We start from the raw sequence: 14,507 nt of genomic DNA on the forward strand, positions 1-14,507 counted from the left end.
TTCTCAAAAATTGGCACGCCCCCTGCACTGCATTGGGCAATCCGCCAATGAGCGGGATTTGAAGGCCTAACCAGGATCAGGAAGAGACCGCCATGTTGAACACAATCGACCGCTTCGGTGCTCAGACCGCTGCAGCATGTCTTACCCTCATTTTCAGCGCCATCATGGTGATCGGCGCTGTCGGCCCTGCTGTCACCGGCAACCCTGCCGCCACGACTGCAGCGGCTCTGGACAACACACCGGACAAGCCGTCACAATCCCTTGTGTGACGGCTTCAAGGTCGGGGCAGCACACCCCCGCTGCCCCGACCGAACCGCCTCAGTTGGAGTATGTACATGAGTATTTTCTCTCGCACCCGGGACATCATTGCCGCCAACGTGACCGATCTGCTGGATCGCGCCGAGGACCCGGCCAAGATGATCCGCATGATCATCCTCGAAATGGAGGAGACGCTGGTCGAGGTGCGTGCATCGGCAGCGCGGACCATCGCCGACCAGAAGGAGATGCGCCGCCACATCGCCAAGCTCGATGCCCTGCAGGAAAGCTGGGTCGAGAAGGCGCAACTCGCCCTCTCCAAGGATCGCGAAGACCTTGCCAAGGCCGCGCTGGTCGAGAAGCAGAAGGCCGGCGACATGGCCGAGCAGCTGCGCGGGCAGATTGCCATGCTGGATGAGGCGCTGGCCGCATCCGAAGAAGACATCGCCAAGCTGCAGGCCAAGCTGCGCGAGGCGCGCGTCCGGCAGAACAGCCTCGTCGCCCGCATGGAGAGCGCACAGACGCGCCGGCGTGCGCGCGAGATGTACAATGGTGAGCGCGTGCAGGATGCCTTCTCCCGCTTCGAACTGCTGGAGCGCCGGGTCGATCTGGCCGAAGGCGAGGCCGATGCCATGGGTCTGGGCGGTCAGCCCAAAACGCTGGAGCAGGAAATCGCCGAGCTTCAATCCGCCGACAAGGTGGAAGCCGAACTCGCGGCGCTCAAGGCCGCGCAAGCCAGGAAGGATTGATCCATGGAGGACGTCTTTCTGCCCATCGTCATCTGCGGCATGCTGTTCATCGGCATGCCGTGGCTGATCTTCCACTATGTCACCAAGTGGAAGCAGGCGCCCAAGATCACCGATGAGGACGAACGGCTGCTCGATGAGATGCACATGCTCGCCCGCCGCCTGGAGGAGCGCCTCCAGACGGTCGAGCGGATCATTGCCGCCGACAATCCCGATTTCCGTCCAGCCCGCCCGAGCGCGAGCGACGATCCCTATTTCGACAGGAGGAACTGAGATGTCCGCCCGCCGCACCAAATTCTACCTCGACAAGAAAAATGCCAAAGCCATGGGCGTCTGCGCTGGCATTGCCGACTATATGGGCATCGATGTGCTCTGGGTCCGCATTGGCGCCGTGCTCGTGACGCTGGCCGGCGGCTTCCCGTGGACGGTGATCGCCTATCTGCTCGCCGCATGGATGGCCGAGCCCAAGCCGACCGGCCTCTATGCCGACCGGGAAGACGAGCGCTTCTGGCAGGGCGTGCGTACCAATCCGGCGCGCTCCACCCGCGATGTGCGCAGCAAGTTCCGCGACATCGACCGGCGCCTGTCCGACATTGAGACCTTCTACACCAGCCGCAACACCCGGCTTGCCGACGAGATCGACAGCCTGCGCTGACAAGACGCGCGAGGCGAATGAGAGGCGCAACAGCGCTCGATTACAGGGAAATTTCAACCATGGATCCTATCACCGCGGACGCCGTCGTCGAATCGATGCCGCTCATCGTCGGCGCCAGTTCACTGCTCGGCCTGCTGGCCATCGCCGGATGGGTCTTCAACACCTGGCTGCGCGTCCGGCACGGCTATCCGCTCGAGAACAGCTGGGGCAAGGCCGTCTACCCGCAGAAGAATGAGGAGCTCAGCGAGCGGATCAAGCTGCTCAGCCAGGAGAATGCGCAGCTGCGTGCCGAGCTTGGCGCGGTCAAGGATCGGCTGGCCAATGTGGAGCGCATCGTGACCGACAGCGCCCTTCATCTGACCAACGAGATCGAAAGCCTGCGCACCCCCTCCAACTGATCGCCATCCAACTGGCCGGGAGTCCCATCATGCCTGCTTCAATGCTGTTATTCTTCATGATTGTCGTCGGCATCCCGGTCATCGGGGGCATCTGGAGCAAATATATGCGGCAGAAGATGAAGCTGCGCGAGCGCGAGTTGGACGTGCTCGGCACACAGACCGCAGAAAAGGCCGCACAATATGCCGCGCAAGTCGAGCGGCTGGAGCAGCGGGTGCGGGTCCTGGAGCGGATCGTGACCGATCGCGGCGCCGCTCTGGCCCATGAAATCGACCAGCTCGGCGGCGCTGAATCCGCCCCTCACGAAATCCCCACGCGGACCGACCACTAAGACATCGACAGGAGGAGATAGAGTCATGACCGATCTTGACCTCGTGAAGCACGCCATGCCCGTGATAGCGCTAACTTTGTCGTTTGCACTTGTCGCCCTGGCCTCGCTCAAGGGCTGGAACGGATGGCTGGCGCTCAAGCGGGCGGAGCTGGAAATGGCTAGTAGCCGCGCCGCCCCGCGCGCGCCGACCCCGGACGCGCCCTTGGCCGGCGGCCTGATCGAGATGGCCGATCTCAAGGAGCGCATTCGCAAGCTGGAAGCCATCGCCGCCGGCATCGACGTCTGACCCGCAGAGTTTCACTGGCCTCCCGCGCGCCGCGACCTATATGGGCGGCATGACGACATTGCAGACCATCCAGGACGATTACGAACTGCTCGAAGGGGATGAGCGCTACCGGCTGCTGATCGATCTGGGCCGCGAACTGGAGCCGATGCCGGACGCGCTGAAGACGGACGCGACGCTCGTGCGGGGCTGCTCCGCCTCCGTCTGGGTCTACCCGACACGGCTGGACAATGGCGCGCTGCATTTCCTGGCGGACAGCAATGCCGCCATCACCAAGGGCATCATCGCCCTGGTCCTGCTCACCGTGCAGGACCGGCTGCCGGCGGAGGTCGCGACGTTCGATATCGAACAGGCGCTGGCACCCTTCGACCTCAAGCGCCAGCTCTCGTCCAATCGCACGCAAGGGCTGCCGAACATGATCGCGCTGATCCGGGAAACGGCGACTCGCCTGCAGGCGGAGGATGCTGCCGGTTGAAAAGGGGGCGGTTGACAGGCTCGCATCACAGCTTGCAGGTTGGGCGCCATGCCGGTGAGCCGTTTTCACCGCAGCTTCATTCGCATGCGGCCTCCGCCACGAACCGGGCGGGCGCCAGAAGAAACAGGTGGCGCATTGATTGATCCCAAGCATTTCCGCGACGTTCTCGGCAGTTACCCCACCGGCGTATGCGTCATCACCTCAAACAATGCGGACGGCCAGCGCTGGGGCCTCGCGGTCGGCACTTTTTCTTCGATCTCGCTAGACCCGCCGCTGGTCGGCTTCCTTCCCGACAAGCGCTCGGGCAGCTGGGCCAATATCGCCACCACCGGCCGCTTCTGCGTGAATGTGCTGGGCAATGCGCAGCTGGAGACCTGCCGGCGATTCGCCTCGCGGCATGACGACAAGTTCGAGGGCATGGCCCATGGCACCAGCCCCGGCGGCCTGCCGATTCTCGATGGTGCGCTCGCATGGATCGAATGCGCGATCGAAAAGGTCGTGGAATTGGGCGACCATCTTCTCGTCGTCGGCGCGGTGCAGGCCATGGAGCGTGCGCCCGAGGGATCGCCGCTGATCTTCTATCGCGGCGGCTATCACCGGCTGGTCGATCTGGAAGACGCCACCGCTTGACCGGCTCACGCCCGGCCGAACGGCAGGATCGCCTCCAGCACCGGTAAAGGCGGCTTGCCCGGCACCTGCCGGCCGTTCCGCATCAGGAAGACATGGCGGACGATCTCCGCCTGCTGCTCGATCCCGTAGCGCGCGAACGGCTTGCCCGGCTGGAAATCGTAATCATAGCGGCAGAACGGGTGCCGTCGCAGCAGCAGGTTGATGCCGGTCTGGTGCTGCCAGACATGCGTCATTTCGTGAATGAACAGCCCTTGTGCCGCCAGATCGCCGGCACCGAAGCAATCGCAATAGCTGCGCCCCTGCGGATGGAAATGAATATGCCCCCGCGGCGCCATGACGATGGCACGCGGCTGGAAGGGCCACCATTTGCGGTTGCGAATTCGCACCTCATCGAGCGCAATCGCATCGCCGAACATCCGCTCGACCAGCGCGCGCTCCGGCTGGGACAGCGGCCGATCGACGGCGCCAATGTGCGGGGATGGGACGGCCATACAGCCGAGATAGGCGCCCCTGCCTCACCGGCAAGGCCCGTCCGTCCCGGCGCATGCCCGCCGGCCGTCACTCGCTCTTGAGATCGAGAACCGACACCGCCGCCAGAATGACGCCAAAGACCGCAACCATGCCGATGAAGGTCAGGACCGGCCACTGCATAAGAAGGTTCATCGCGAATGCTCCTGCAAACCATGTGATGAGCCCTCTTTTCACCGAACGGCGCCGCCGACATTGATCGGCATCAAACCCGCGCGCGCGCCCCGTCCCGGCGGAATTTTTTACGGATGATCACAGCTCCCCTCTTCCCGTGCGCAAAAACCGACAACCTTGCCCAAGTCTGACAGGTCCATTCATCGGGCGGTCATCTGGGCTGACTTAGAAAAGCGATGTGGCGCGGGGACTGACCTCGGGATTCCCCCCTGTTGCCCGGGCTTCGCCCCGCACCACATGCGCAAAAATTTAGGCGCTTTCTTCGAGCCCCCGCTCCATGCCCCCCGGAGCGGGGGTTTTCGATGTCCGCGCGATCCGCCCGGCCTGGTGCCGCGGCGCACAGCCGCTCGAGTCAAAATAATCGCTTCGCGGCTTGGGTTCGGCGCCGAGGGCGGCTAGGGACTTTGGCCATGTCGACCAAGCAGACTCTCAAGATCGCCTCCTGGAATATCAACAGCGTCCGCGCCCGCCTCGAAATCGTCGAGCGCTTCCTTACCGAGTATCAGCCGGACGTTCTGTGCATGCAGGAGACCAAGGTCGTGGACGGCTCCTTTCCGGAGGGCCTGTTCCGCCGGCTCGGCTATAATCATCAGGTGCTGCATGGCCAGCCGATGCACCATGGCGTGGCCATCGTCAGCCGCATTCCGGTGCGTGAGGACGAGCGACTCGACTGGCAGGCCAATGGCGAGGCGCGCCACATCGGCGTGCGGCTGGAAAACGGCCTGCGTATCGAGAATGTCTACGTGCCCGCCGGCGGCGAAGAGCCGGACCGCACGATCAACCGCAAGTTCGGCCAGAAGCTCGATTTTCTGCAACGCATGATCGATTGGTCGGGCAAGCTCGGCGGATCGACCCTGCTGCTCGGCGACTTCAACGTCGCGCCGCTGGAGTGCGATGTGTGGAGCCACAAGCAGCTCATCAACGTCGTCAGCCACACCCAGATTGAGCGCGACCTGCTCGGCCATCTCCAAAGCTCGCACAACTGGATCGACCTTGGCCGGCGCTTCGTGCCCGCGCCCGAGCGGCTCTACACCTGGTGGAGCTACCGCGCGCAGGATTGGGCGAAGTCTGATCGCGGCCGTCGGCTCGACCATATGTGGCTGAGCCCCGACCTCGCGGAGACAGCGGTCTCGCATCAGGTCGCCGAGGATTGCCGCAGCTGGACGCGCCCCTCGGACCATGCGCCGCTGATCACGGAATTCGCTTTCTGATGGGCGCGCGATAATGGACGGGCGCGCTGCGGCTCGCGCCATCGATGCCCTTCGGCGCGGCTGGCCCATCCGGCTGGTCGATGCAGGTGGGGCGCTGACGCTGCTGCCTGTGGAAGGCGCGACGCCGACGAGCCTCTCCTCGTTCGACCCGGCGGCAGAGGCGCCCCTGCTGCTCTCCGCCGCGCGCGCCGTCACGCTCAAGCTCGCCAACCAGCGGGAGGCGGCGGACCCGCAAGCGCCAGCGCTCATCGCTCGCGAGCGCTGGATCGATTCGCCGGCCGCCGCTATGGCCATTGCCGATCCGGTGCGCGATCTCGCGACGCCGCTCAAAGGCCCGTTCCGCGCCCTGCCGGTGCCGCACCCGGCCCTGGCCGCCGCAGCTCTCACCCTTGCGCGCCTCGCCGGCATGTTGCCCGCCTTCTTCATCGGCTCCGAGGATGCCGAGGCGGAGGTGCAGCTGAGCGCGGACGACATCGCCACTTATGCAGACCCGACCCGGCTCGCCATCGCCGCCCGCGCGCGGCTGCCCGTCGAAGCCAGCGTGGATGCGCAGATCGTCGCCTTCCGCTCGCCCGAAGATCCGCGCGAGCACATCGCCCTCGTCATCGGCGAGCGCGACGGCAGCGCCCCGGTCGTCCGCCTGCACAGCGAGTGCCTGACCGGCGACGTGCTCGGCTCGCTCAAATGCGATTGCGGCCCGCAATTGCACGGCGCTCTGCACGAGATCGCCCATGCGCGCTGGGGCGTTCTGCTCTACCTGCGGCAGGAGGGGCGCGGCATCGGCCTCATCAACAAGCTGCGCGCCTATCAGCTGCAGGATCAGGGCTTCGACACGGTGGACGCCAATGTCCGCCTTGGCTTCGCCATCGATGCGCGCGATTTCGGCGTCGCGGCACGCATGCTCCATCTGCTCGGCATCGACGAAATCCGGCTGCTCACCAACAATCCGGAGAAGGTCGCCGGCCTCGAATCACAGGGCATCCGCGTTGCCGAACGGCTGCCGCTGGCTTTGCCCTCCAATCCCCATAATGAGCGCTATCTCGCCACCAAGCGGGACCGCACCGGCCATCAGTTGTGAGCGAAGCGCCAGCCATTCTGGTCGATGGCGAGGCGGGGCGCCTGACCATCGGCGACTGGTCCTGCGCCTGCGTCATCGGCAAGGGCGGGCTCATCGCTGCGGCGGACAAGCGCGAGGGCGATGGCGCCTCGCCCATCGGTGATTGGCCAGTGCGCGCCGCGCTGCTCCGCCCCGGCCGCATCGATGCCACTCAGGCGCCCGCAATCCCGTGGCGCTGGCTCCGGCCGAACGATGGCTGGAGCGACGATCCCGCCGACCCGGCCTATAACCGCCCCGTCCATCTGCCGCGCCACACCAGCCACGAGCGGCTTGCGCGCGAGGATCAGGCCTATGACGTCATCATCGTCCTTGGACATAATGATGCGCCGCCAGCGCCCGGCATGGGCAGCGCGATCTTCTTCCACCAATGGGTAATCGGCGAGAACGGCCAGCCCAAGGCGACGGAAGGCTGTGTCGCCATCGCCCCGGAGGATATGCGCACCGTCCTTGGGCTGCTTCGCCCCGGCATGATGCTCCGCTTGCGATAGCCCCTCCTGCCGCGTTCAACGGCTCGTCGCGAAACCACCCCATGGTAAGCGGCGCTTAACCACAGGGGCCTCACCTGCCGGGACGACCACAAGGTGATTCATGAACGCATATCTCGAAGATGGGCGGACCGACGCAGCCTGGCAAGCCATTTGCCGGTCCCAGGGCGTCATCGAATTCAACCCGGAAGGCACCATCTTGTGGGCCAATGACGTCCTGCTCGAGGCATTGGGCTACCGCCTCGATGAGGTGGTCGGCGAGCATCATCGCATCTTCTGCGCGCCATCCTTCGTGCGCTCCACTGACTATGCGGCCTTCTGGCGGACGCTGACCTCCGGTGAATTCCACGCCGGCCGCTATGAGCGGCGCTCACGCGGCGGCGCCTCGGTCTATCTTCAGGCCACCTATAATCCCGTTGTCGATTGTCAGGGCAGACCGGTGCGCATCCTCAAGATCGCATCCGACGTCACCCGGCAGGTCCAGCTCGAACAGGAAGTGCAGGCCCGCTATGAGGAAAGCCAGCGCCTGCAGGGTGAGTTGCAGCGCGGCAATGCGCGGCTCCAGTCCACCATGGCCGAACTGGCGGCCATCGTGACCACGATCGGCGCCATCGCCAACCAGACCAACCTGCTGGCGCTCAACGCGCGCATCGAAGCCGCCCGCGCCGGCGAGGCCGGTCAGGGTTTCGCGGTCGTCGCCAATGAGGTGAAGAAGCTGGCCGGGGACACCCGCCTCGCGACCTCCCGCGCGGTGGACATGATGAAGCACAGCATCGCGCCGGATATCGCCGCCTGAGCTACTCCGCCGCATCCTCCAGCGATGCGCTGGGTTCGGATGCCGCCAACCCCGCCTCCGGGTTCATCCGCTCGGCCTGCTGGCGCATCCACATCTGCGCATAATGGCCGCCGAGCGCGAGCAATTGCGCGTGCGTACCCTGCTCGACCACGCGGCCGTCATCCATCACGATGATGCTGTCGGCATGGACGATGGTCGAGAGCCGGTGCGCGACGATGATCGTCGTGCGCCGCGCGGCTACGTCATCGAGCACGGTCTGGATCGCCGCTTCCGTGCGGCTGTCGAGCGCACTGGTCGCCTCATCCAGGACCAGGATCGGCGGATCTTTCACCAGCGTGCGCGCGATGGCGACGCGCTGCTTCTCGCCCCCGGAGAGCTTGAGGCCGCGCTCGCCGACCCGCGTGTCGTAGCCCTTGGGCAGCGAGTCGATGAAGCGGTCGATCGCCGCCCCGCGCGCGCCGGCCTCGATATCCGCCTGCGTCGCGCCGTCGCGGCCATAAGCGATGTTGTAGCCGATGGTATCGTTGAACAGCACCATGTCCTGCGGCACGATGCCGATGGCGGCGCGCAGCGAGGTCTGTTGCACGCGGGCGATATCCTGCCCGTCGATGAGGATGCGGCCGCCCTGAATATCGTAGAAGCGGAAGAGCAGCCGCGCGATGGTCGACTTGCCGGCGCCGGAATGCCCGACCACCGCCAGCGTCGTGCCCGCCGCGACATGGAAGCTCACGCCCTTGAGGATCGTTCGGTCGGGATCATAGCCGAACACCACGTCCTCGAAGCGGATATCGCCCGCTGTCACCGCAAGCGGTGGCGCATCGGGCACGTCCTTGATCTCGGTCTCGGTATCGATCAGCCTGAACATCGCCTCCATGTCGATGAGGCCTTGGCGGATCGTCCGATACACCATGCCGAGCAGATCGAGCGGGCGGAAAAGCTGCATCAGCAGCGCATTCACCAGTACGACATCGCCCGGCGTGAACCGGCCCTGCGCCCAGCCCCAAACCGTGAACGCCATCGCGCCGCCCATCATCACATTGGTGATGAGCGCCTGGCCGATGTTGAGCATCGCAAGGCTGTTGTTGCTCTTGGTTGCCGCGTTCATGTAGCTGCGCTGCGCCGCCCCGTAGCGAGCCGCCTCGCGGTCTTCCGCCGTGAAATATTTGACGGTCTCGAAGTTCAGCAGGCTGTCCACGGCATGGGCCGTCGCCCCGGTATCGAGATCGACCATCTCCCGCCGCAGCGCGTTGCGCCATTCGGTGATCTTCTGCGTGAAGGCCGTGTAGAGCGCGATCATCACCAGCGTGCCCGCCACCAGCCCGAAGCCGAACTTGACCTGGAAGATGATGCACACCGCGATCAGCTCAATCGCGGTCGGCGCGATGTTGAAGAGCAGGAAGTGCAGCATCGTCTCGATGGACGTGGTGCCTCGCTCGATGACCTTCGTAACGCCGCCGGTCTTGCGGTTGAGGTGGAAGCGCAGCGAGAGATTGTGCAGGTGGCGCAGCGTCTGCTCCGCCATCAGCCGCTGGGCATTGCGCCCGACCCGCTCGAAGGCGACATTGCGCAGATTGTCCGAGACGACGCCGCCAAAGCGCGCGCCGGCATAAGCCAGCACCAGCCCCAATGCGACGGCCACCCCCGCCTGCATCCCCGGCCCCATCCGGTCAATGATATCCTTATAGGCGAAGGGCATGACGAGGATGATCGCCTTGCCCAGCAACACCAGCACCAGCGCGACGATGATTCGCGCCTTGAGATTGGGTTCGCCCGCCGGCCAGAGATAGGGCAGGAAGCGCCGCAACGTCGCCCATGCGGGCGGCGTGGGCAGATCCTTATCCTGATTGTCCGGTGGCATGGATGCCAGTTAGGCGCGCGGCAACCGCTTGCCAAGGGTGGTGATCATCCCAATGCGCAAGAGCAACCCTGCCCGGTCACGCCCGCGCGCTGAAGACGCTCCAGCCGGTGGCTTCGGCCAGCCGTTCGAGGGCACGCGTGCCGAGGTGGGAGTTGCCGCTTTCGTTGAGGCCGGGCGACCAGACGGCGATGCTCGCCTTGCCCGGTACGACGGCGAGAATGCCACCGCCGACGCCGGATTTGCCCGGCATCCCGACCCGGAAGGCGAAGTCGCCGCTGGCATCATAATGGCCGCAGGTCAGCATCAGCGCGTTGATGCGGCGGGCGCGGCGGGGCGAGACCACGCGCCCGCCCGCCGGCTGGCGTCCATCCAGCATGAGGAAGCGGCCGGCCTGCGCCAGTTGCACGCAATCCATGGCGATGGCGCATTGGTGGAAATAGCAGCCCGTCACCAGTTCGACGGGATTGTGGATGTTGCCGAAGGCCCGCATGTAATTGGCCAGCGCGATGTTCCGGTAGCCGGTCTCCGCCTCGCCGCGCGCCACGCTTTCATCGATGGCGATGCTGTCATCGTCCGCCAGATAGCGCACGAAGCGCAGCAGCGCGCCGATGGACTCGCGCGGTTGATGGCCGGAGAGATTGACGTCCGCCACCACCAGCGCACCGGCGTTGATGAACGGATTGCGCGGAATGCCCTGTTCGGCCTCGAGCTGGACGATGGAGTTGAAGGCATTGCCCGAAGGCTCGCGGCCGACGCGCTTCCAGAGCTGGTCCCCCACCTTGCCGAGCGCCATGGTGAGCGCGAACACCTTGGAGATGGACTGGATCGAAAAGCTGGTCCGCGCATCCCCGCCGATGGCGATGGTCCCGTCCGCGCCGACAATGGCCATGCCAAACTGGTCGGGGGACACGTTGGCAAGGCCGGGGATATAGGTCGCGACGGCGCCGCGATCCCGTTCGGCCGCCATGGCCGAGACGATCTCGTCGACGATTGTCTGCAGGTCGCCAGCCATCGGAGCGATCAATGGATAACGATATCGGCAGGCTCCTGCGGCAGCTCATCGCCTGAGGTGCTGGCGATCACCTGCGCCGCGACCAGATCGCCCACCACATTCACCGTGGTACGGCACATGTCGAGGAAGCGGTCCACACCCAGCACGAGCCCGATGCCCGCCGGGGGCACGCCCACGCTGGCGAGGATGAGCGCGATCACCGGCAGCGTGCCGGCCGGAACGCCCGCCGTGCCGATCCCGCCCATGATGCAGATGAGCATCACGACGAGCTGCTGGCCCAGCGTCAGATCGACGCCGAAAAATTGCGCGAGGAACAGCACCGTCACGCCCTCGAACATGGCTGAGCCATTCTGGTTGGCAGTGGCGCCGATGGTGAGCACGAAGCGGGAGATAGGGCGCGGGAGCTTCAGGCCTTCTTCGGCGACGCGCAGTGAGGTGGGCAGGGTTGCATTGGAAGAGGCCGTGGCGAAAGCCATCACGCTGGCTTCTTGCGTCTCGCGGAAGAAGGCGATGGGGCTTTTGCCCGCGATGAACTTGAGGATGAGCGGAAACACGCCGAACATCTGCAGGCCGAGCGCCAGCAGCACGACAAAGACGAAGGCGGAGAGACGCCCGATCAGTTCCCAGCCGAACAGCGCGGCCAGATTGAACATGAAGCAGAAGATGGCGATGGGCGCGAGCTTGATGACGAGGCCGATAAGCCGCATCGAGACCTCGAAAATGCCCTCGAACCCGGCTTTGAGCGTGGCTGTCTTCGCCGGATCGACCAGGAGGAAGCCGACGCCGAAGAACAGCGCGAAGAACATCACCGCCAGAATGTCATTCGCGCCCATTGCCCCGACGATATTGGTCGGCACGATCGACAGCACAGCGTCGACGCCGGTTTTGGACTCGCCAGCCTGCGCTACGATGGAGGCAGCCCCTTCCGCCGATTGCGCGATCATACTGCGGGCCAGCGTCGGATTGATGCCGCCGCCAGGCTGGAGCAGATTGACGAGCGCCAGAGCGATGGCAACCGAAATGCTGGAAACGACGACCGTGTAGAGCAAGGTGCGCAGGCCCACGGTCTTGAGATGCCGCGCCTCCCCCATATCCGCGACGCCCACGATCAGCGCCGAGACCAGCAGCGGAATGATGAGCATGAACAGCAGGCGCAGGAAAATCTGGCCAATGGGCTGCGTGACATAGGTGGTGACGAGCGCCACCCAGGCCGCGTCTGCTGCAACGCTGTGGACGATCAGCCCCAGCACCAGCCCCGCAAGGAACCCGCCGAGCATCCAGTATTGCAGGCGCGTTTCCTTGCGGTCTTCGCCCGCGCTGGCTTCGGTCATGCTCGATCCCCTTTTGGTGTTGCGAAGCAGGCTAACAGTGCGGGGAGCGCATCGCAAATACGCAAAAAGCCACTCAGCATCCCAGAAGATGCAACGCCACCTCGCGCTGATGCGGAGCACGGCGATGCTCGACCAGATAGATGCCCTGCCAGGTGCCGAGCGCCAGCCGCCCGCCGATCAGCGGCACGCTGAGCGAAACACCGGTCAGGACCGCCTTGACATGCGCCGGCATATCGTCCGGCCCTTCATCGTCATGGAGATAGCGCTGGTCCTCGGGCGCCATCCGCGCCAGCCAGGCGAGCAGATCTTTCTGCACCGCCGGCGCGGCATTTTCCTGAATGGTGAGCGAGGCGGAGGTGTGGCGGCAGAAGACGGTCAGCAGGCCTTCGTCCATGCCCTGCGCCAAAGCCCAGCGCGCAACCTCGCGGCTGATCTCTACCATGGCCTGCCCCGGCGTCGCGATGCGCAGGACCGTGCTAGCCTGCCGCAGATCAGCCATGACCGGCGAGCGCTAAGATCACGAGCAGCCCTCGACCCACTGGACCTGCTCCCACTGGCCGATGCGCCAGCTCTGCACGGTCTTGCCGTCCGTCTCCGCGATCAGCCCCGTCGGCGCATTGGCCCGATGGAACACCAGATAATGGCCGGTCGGGCCGGTATAGGGATGCGGCTGCACCTCGGCGGAACGGAGCCGCTTGATCGCCTCGGCTTCGCTCTGGCCCACGCGCAGGCCAAATGGTCCCTCATGCTGCGCATCGGAGACGTCGACCCGCACGACATGGTCGCCATCCAGCATCACCGCTGCGTCCGGCCAGCCCTTGAAATGCGCATAGGTACAGGTCGAGCCCGGCATGGGATCGTCCCGCCCGGCGACCGCAAGCCCTTCAGCGGCCAGTTCGGCGAGGGTCGCGCCGATGCGGATCGGCCCGACCTGGTCGAGCGTCTCTGCCTCCGCCGGCTCCTCGGCCGCATTGGCGGCGTTGCCGCTATCATTGGCCGGCACAGCAATGTTGCGACCCGCCTGCGCGCCATTGTCCGGATCGGCAGGCTGGGACTGGCAGGCGGCAAGGCTTGCCAGAGCGAGGATCGCGAGGGCCGCCCTCATCCGCACTGCGCCCGGTGGAGCAGCGCCTGATCGGCCAGCACCAGCGCCATCATCGCCTCGACCACAGGGACGCCGCGAATGCCAACGCAGGGATCATGGCGACCCTTGGTGCGGATATCCGCTGCCGCGCCCTCGCGCGTCACCGTTTCCTGCGGAATGAGGATCGAGCTGGTCGGCTTGAACGCCACGCGCACCCGGATCGGCTGACCGGTAGCGATCCCACCGGCGATGCCACCGGCATGATTGGCAAGGAAGACGGGGCGACCGTCATTGCCCGGCCGCATCGGGTCGGCATTCTCTTCGCCGCGCAGGCGGGCAGCGGCAAAGCCGTCGCCAATCTCCACGCCCTTGACCGCGTTGATGCTCATCATCGCCGCCGCCAGTTCGCTGTCCAGTTTGGCATAGAGCGGTGCGCCCCAGCCGGCAGGCACGCCCATGGCGACGCATTCGACCACGGCGCCGAGCGAGGAGCCATCCTTGCGGGCCGCATCGACAAGCGCTTCCCAGCGCGCCGCCGCAGCCGGATCGGGGCAGAAGAAGGGATTATTGCCGATCTCACTGGCATCGAATGCCGCAGGATCGATGGCGTCCCCGCCGATCTCGCTGACATAGCCGAGGATCTGGACCTGAGGCACAACCAGCCGCGCCACGGCACCCGCCGCAACCCGGCTCGCCGTTTCGCGCGCGGATGAGCGCCCGCCGCCGCGATAATCGCGCAGGCCATATTTGGCATCATAGGCATAATCGGCATGGCCGGGCCGATAGGCCTGCGCGACCTCGGAATAGTCCTTGGAGCGCTGGTCGACATTCTCGATCATCAGGCTGATCGGCGTGCCGGTCGTCTTTCCGTCGAACACGCCCGAGAGGATGCGCACCTGATCCGGCTCCTGCCGCTGGGTGGTGAAGCGCGAGGTACCCGGGCGGCGCTTGTCCAGCCAGGGCTGCACATCGGCCTCACTCAGCGCCAGTCCCGGCGGGCAGCCATCCACCACGGCGCCGATGGCCGGGCCATGGCTCTCACCCCAGGTGGTGAAGCGGAAGACCCGCCCGAAACTATTGAAACTCATGCCATTCTTTCCAGCTCAGCCGCCAGGGCAGCGCAGACGGCTGCGCTGCCGC

20 protein-coding genes are annotated in these 14,507 nt (G+C 65.5%); 13 read left to right on the forward strand and 7 right to left on the reverse strand.

Annotated elements, in window-relative coordinates; all coding sequences use genetic code 11:
• The first annotated feature begins 92 nt into the window (after positions 1 to 92).
• The 9 genes from M2331_RS14110 to M2331_RS14150 all read left to right on the forward strand — a co-directional run bounded on the left by M2331_RS14110 (position 93) and on the right by M2331_RS14150 (position 3,771).
• Complete coding sequence (locus tag M2331_RS14110) at positions 93 to 269, forward strand: hypothetical protein (RefSeq protein WP_181560860.1); 177 nt, start codon at positions 93 to 95, stop codon at positions 267 to 269.
• Between the two features lie 66 nt (positions 270 to 335).
• The gene (pspA, locus tag M2331_RS14115) at positions 336 to 1,004 is read left to right on the forward strand and encodes a phage shock protein PspA (RefSeq protein ID WP_181560861.1); all 669 of its coding nucleotides are present in this window, start codon (positions 336 to 338) and stop codon (positions 1,002 to 1,004) included.
• A gap of 3 nt (positions 1,005 to 1,007) precedes the next feature.
• Positions 1,008 to 1,274: an envelope stress response membrane protein PspB gene (gene pspB / locus M2331_RS14120; RefSeq protein WP_181560862.1), complete on the forward strand. Its 267-nt coding sequence runs from the start codon at positions 1,008 to 1,010 to the stop codon at positions 1,272 to 1,274.
• 1 nt (position 1,275) lies between these two features.
• The gene (pspC, locus tag M2331_RS14125) at positions 1,276 to 1,656 is read left to right on the forward strand and encodes an envelope stress response membrane protein PspC (RefSeq protein ID WP_181560863.1); all 381 of its coding nucleotides are present in this window, start codon (positions 1,276 to 1,278) and stop codon (positions 1,654 to 1,656) included.
• 95 nt (positions 1,657 to 1,751) lie between these two features.
• Complete coding sequence (locus M2331_RS14130; RefSeq protein ID WP_181561549.1) at positions 1,752 to 2,054, forward strand: cell division protein ZapB; 303 nt, start codon at positions 1,752 to 1,754, stop codon at positions 2,052 to 2,054.
• Positions 2,055 to 2,083: 29 nt separating this feature from the next.
• On the forward strand, positions 2,084 to 2,383 hold the full coding sequence (locus M2331_RS14135) for a hypothetical protein (RefSeq protein WP_181560864.1): 300 nt from the start codon (positions 2,084 to 2,086) through the stop codon (positions 2,381 to 2,383).
• A gap of 25 nt (positions 2,384 to 2,408) precedes the next feature.
• Positions 2,409 to 2,669, forward strand: coding sequence for a hypothetical protein (locus M2331_RS14140; RefSeq protein ID WP_413716072.1), 261 nt, complete (start codon positions 2,409 to 2,411; stop codon positions 2,667 to 2,669).
• A gap of 40 nt (positions 2,670 to 2,709) precedes the next feature.
• Positions 2,710 to 3,141: a SufE family protein gene (locus M2331_RS14145; RefSeq protein ID WP_413716073.1), complete on the forward strand. Its 432-nt coding sequence runs from the start codon at positions 2,710 to 2,712 to the stop codon at positions 3,139 to 3,141.
• Positions 3,142 to 3,276: 135 nt separating this feature from the next.
• Positions 3,277 to 3,771, forward strand: a complete 495-nt coding sequence (locus tag M2331_RS14150) for a flavin reductase family protein (protein ID WP_181560866.1) — start codon at positions 3,277 to 3,279, stop codon at positions 3,769 to 3,771.
• Between the two features lie 5 nt (positions 3,772 to 3,776).
• Here M2331_RS14150 and M2331_RS14155 read toward each other — a convergent pair whose 3' ends face one another.
• A complete protein-coding gene (locus M2331_RS14155; RefSeq protein WP_181560867.1) occupies positions 3,777 to 4,262 on the reverse strand; it encodes a vgr related protein in 486 nt (161 codons plus the stop codon).
• A gap of 621 nt (positions 4,263 to 4,883) precedes the next feature.
• Here M2331_RS14155 and M2331_RS14160 point away from each other — a divergent pair.
• From M2331_RS14160 to M2331_RS14175, 4 genes are all read left to right on the forward strand, one after another.
• Entirely contained in the window at positions 4,884 to 5,684 is an 801-nt protein-coding gene (locus M2331_RS14160; RefSeq protein ID WP_181560868.1) for an exodeoxyribonuclease III, read from the forward strand.
• Positions 5,685 to 5,697: 13 nt separating this feature from the next.
• A complete protein-coding gene (gene ribA, locus M2331_RS14165; RefSeq protein ID WP_181560869.1) occupies positions 5,698 to 6,762 on the forward strand; it encodes a GTP cyclohydrolase II in 1,065 nt (354 codons plus the stop codon).
• Positions 6,759 to 7,289 carry a L,D-transpeptidase family protein gene (locus tag M2331_RS14170; RefSeq protein WP_264592409.1) on the forward strand — a complete coding sequence of 177 codons (531 nt, stop codon included), beginning with the start codon at positions 6,759 to 6,761 and terminating at the stop codon, positions 7,287 to 7,289. The genes ribA and M2331_RS14170 overlap by 4 nt, the downstream gene beginning before the upstream one ends.
• A gap of 100 nt (positions 7,290 to 7,389) precedes the next feature.
• On the forward strand, positions 7,390 to 8,082 hold the full coding sequence (locus M2331_RS14175) for a methyl-accepting chemotaxis protein (protein ID WP_181560870.1): 693 nt from the start codon (positions 7,390 to 7,392) through the stop codon (positions 8,080 to 8,082).
• 1 nt (position 8,083) lies between these two features.
• On the opposite strand, the gene M2331_RS14180 is transcribed toward M2331_RS14175, so the two are convergent.
• The 6 genes from M2331_RS14180 to aroC form a co-directional block, all read right to left on the reverse strand.
• Complete coding sequence (locus M2331_RS14180) at positions 8,084 to 9,940, reverse strand: ABCB family ABC transporter ATP-binding protein/permease (RefSeq protein WP_181560871.1); 1,857 nt, start codon at positions 9,938 to 9,940, stop codon at positions 8,084 to 8,086.
• A 76-nt stretch (positions 9,941 to 10,016) separates the two neighbouring features.
• Positions 10,017 to 10,952 (reverse strand): glutaminase, encoded by a 936-nt coding sequence (locus M2331_RS14185; RefSeq protein ID WP_413716074.1) that lies wholly within the window; start codon positions 10,950 to 10,952, stop codon positions 10,017 to 10,019.
• 8 nt (positions 10,953 to 10,960) lie between these two features.
• Positions 10,961 to 12,283: a dicarboxylate/amino acid:cation symporter gene (locus M2331_RS14190; RefSeq protein WP_264592410.1), complete on the reverse strand. Its 1,323-nt coding sequence runs from the start codon at positions 12,281 to 12,283 to the stop codon at positions 10,961 to 10,963.
• 73 nt (positions 12,284 to 12,356) lie between these two features.
• On the reverse strand, positions 12,357 to 12,773 hold the full coding sequence (locus M2331_RS14195) for a secondary thiamine-phosphate synthase enzyme YjbQ (protein ID WP_181561553.1): 417 nt from the start codon (positions 12,771 to 12,773) through the stop codon (positions 12,357 to 12,359).
• A 27-nt stretch (positions 12,774 to 12,800) separates the two neighbouring features.
• Positions 12,801 to 13,388, reverse strand: coding sequence for a hypothetical protein (locus M2331_RS14200; protein WP_181560873.1), 588 nt, complete (start codon positions 13,386 to 13,388; stop codon positions 12,801 to 12,803).
• Positions 13,385 to 14,455, reverse strand: coding sequence for a chorismate synthase (gene aroC / locus M2331_RS14205; protein ID WP_181560874.1), 1,071 nt, complete (start codon positions 14,453 to 14,455; stop codon positions 13,385 to 13,387). Before aroC ends, M2331_RS14200 begins: the two co-directional genes overlap by 4 nt.
• Positions 14,456 to 14,507 lie beyond the last annotated feature (52 nt).

Source organism: Sphingobium sp. B10D7B, from assembly GCF_025961955.1.
In the GTDB taxonomy this organism is placed as follows: Bacteria; Pseudomonadota; Alphaproteobacteria; order Sphingomonadales; family Sphingomonadaceae; genus Sphingobium.

Excerpts from the sequence above, each read along its gene's own strand:
- aroC (WP_181560874.1), bottom strand. The coding sequence starts at position 14,455 with ATGAGTTTCAATAGTTTCGGGCGGGTCTTCCGCTTCACCACCTGGGGT.
- M2331_RS14140 (WP_413716072.1), top strand. The coding sequence starts at position 2,409 with ATGACCGATCTTGACCTCGTGAAGCACGCCATGCCCGTGATAGCGCTA.
- M2331_RS14180 (WP_181560871.1), bottom strand. The coding sequence starts at position 9,940 with ATGCCACCGGACAATCAGGATAAGGATCTGCCCACGCCGCCCGCATGG.
- M2331_RS14200 (WP_181560873.1), bottom strand. The coding sequence starts at position 13,388 with ATGAGGGCGGCCCTCGCGATCCTCGCTCTGGCAAGCCTTGCCGCCTGC.
- M2331_RS14110 (WP_181560860.1), top strand. The coding sequence starts at position 93 with ATGTTGAACACAATCGACCGCTTCGGTGCTCAGACCGCTGCAGCATGT.
- pspC (WP_181560863.1), top strand. The coding sequence starts at position 1,276 with ATGTCCGCCCGCCGCACCAAATTCTACCTCGACAAGAAAAATGCCAAA.
- M2331_RS14160 (WP_181560868.1), top strand. The coding sequence starts at position 4,884 with ATGTCGACCAAGCAGACTCTCAAGATCGCCTCCTGGAATATCAACAGC.
- pspB (WP_181560862.1), top strand. The coding sequence starts at position 1,008 with ATGGAGGACGTCTTTCTGCCCATCGTCATCTGCGGCATGCTGTTCATC.
- M2331_RS14130 (WP_181561549.1), top strand. The coding sequence starts at position 1,752 with ATGCCGCTCATCGTCGGCGCCAGTTCACTGCTCGGCCTGCTGGCCATC.
- M2331_RS14190 (WP_264592410.1), bottom strand. The coding sequence starts at position 12,283 with ATGACCGAAGCCAGCGCGGGCGAAGACCGCAAGGAAACGCGCCTGCAA.
- M2331_RS14145 (WP_413716073.1), top strand. The coding sequence starts at position 2,710 with ATGGGCGGCATGACGACATTGCAGACCATCCAGGACGATTACGAACTG.
- M2331_RS14135 (WP_181560864.1), top strand. The coding sequence starts at position 2,084 with ATGCCTGCTTCAATGCTGTTATTCTTCATGATTGTCGTCGGCATCCCG.
- M2331_RS14175 (WP_181560870.1), top strand. The coding sequence starts at position 7,390 with ATGAACGCATATCTCGAAGATGGGCGGACCGACGCAGCCTGGCAAGCC.
- ribA (WP_181560869.1), top strand. The coding sequence starts at position 5,698 with ATGGACGGGCGCGCTGCGGCTCGCGCCATCGATGCCCTTCGGCGCGGC.
- pspA (WP_181560861.1), top strand. The coding sequence starts at position 336 with ATGAGTATTTTCTCTCGCACCCGGGACATCATTGCCGCCAACGTGACC.
- M2331_RS14185 (WP_413716074.1), bottom strand. The coding sequence starts at position 10,952 with ATGGCTGGCGACCTGCAGACAATCGTCGACGAGATCGTCTCGGCCATG.
- M2331_RS14155 (WP_181560867.1), bottom strand. The coding sequence starts at position 4,262 with ATGGCCGTCCCATCCCCGCACATTGGCGCCGTCGATCGGCCGCTGTCC.